Origin of the sequence: Priestia sp. SIMBA_032 (assembly GCF_046535215.1) — a bacterium.
Lineage (GTDB): Bacteria > Bacillota > Bacilli > Bacillales > Bacillaceae_H > Priestia > Priestia aryabhattai.
Map to the genome: position 1 here is coordinate 1 of NZ_JAWRXD010000974.1, position 260 is coordinate 260.

General features: G+C 34.6%; 1 protein-coding gene. It reads right to left on the minus strand.

Going from position 1 to position 260, the window contains the following annotated elements; translation table 11 throughout:
• A partial coding sequence (locus SB717_RS37245; RefSeq protein WP_486360807.1) for a P-loop NTPase family protein occupies window positions 1–260 on the minus strand: 260 nt, incomplete at both ends.

Consider the following 260-nt stretch of genomic DNA (forward strand, 5'->3'; position numbering starts at 1 on the left):
GTGAATCTTTTCGCTTTTTAACTGCTAAGACCATTCCATCGCATTTCTCTGCAATAATGTGCGTAGCAGGAAGATCAAATACTTCAGAAGAATAAAAGAAAATGTAATCAAAGTCTTCTTTCCACTTAGCAATCGCATTATCAAATTCATCCATAGCAACTAAGGGCGTCCCTGTGTGTACTGTTTTTTTTGCAGGAATACAATATAAGTATTTAGACAAATTACTAGAAAAAGATTCATAATTGCAGGGGAAAGAGCTT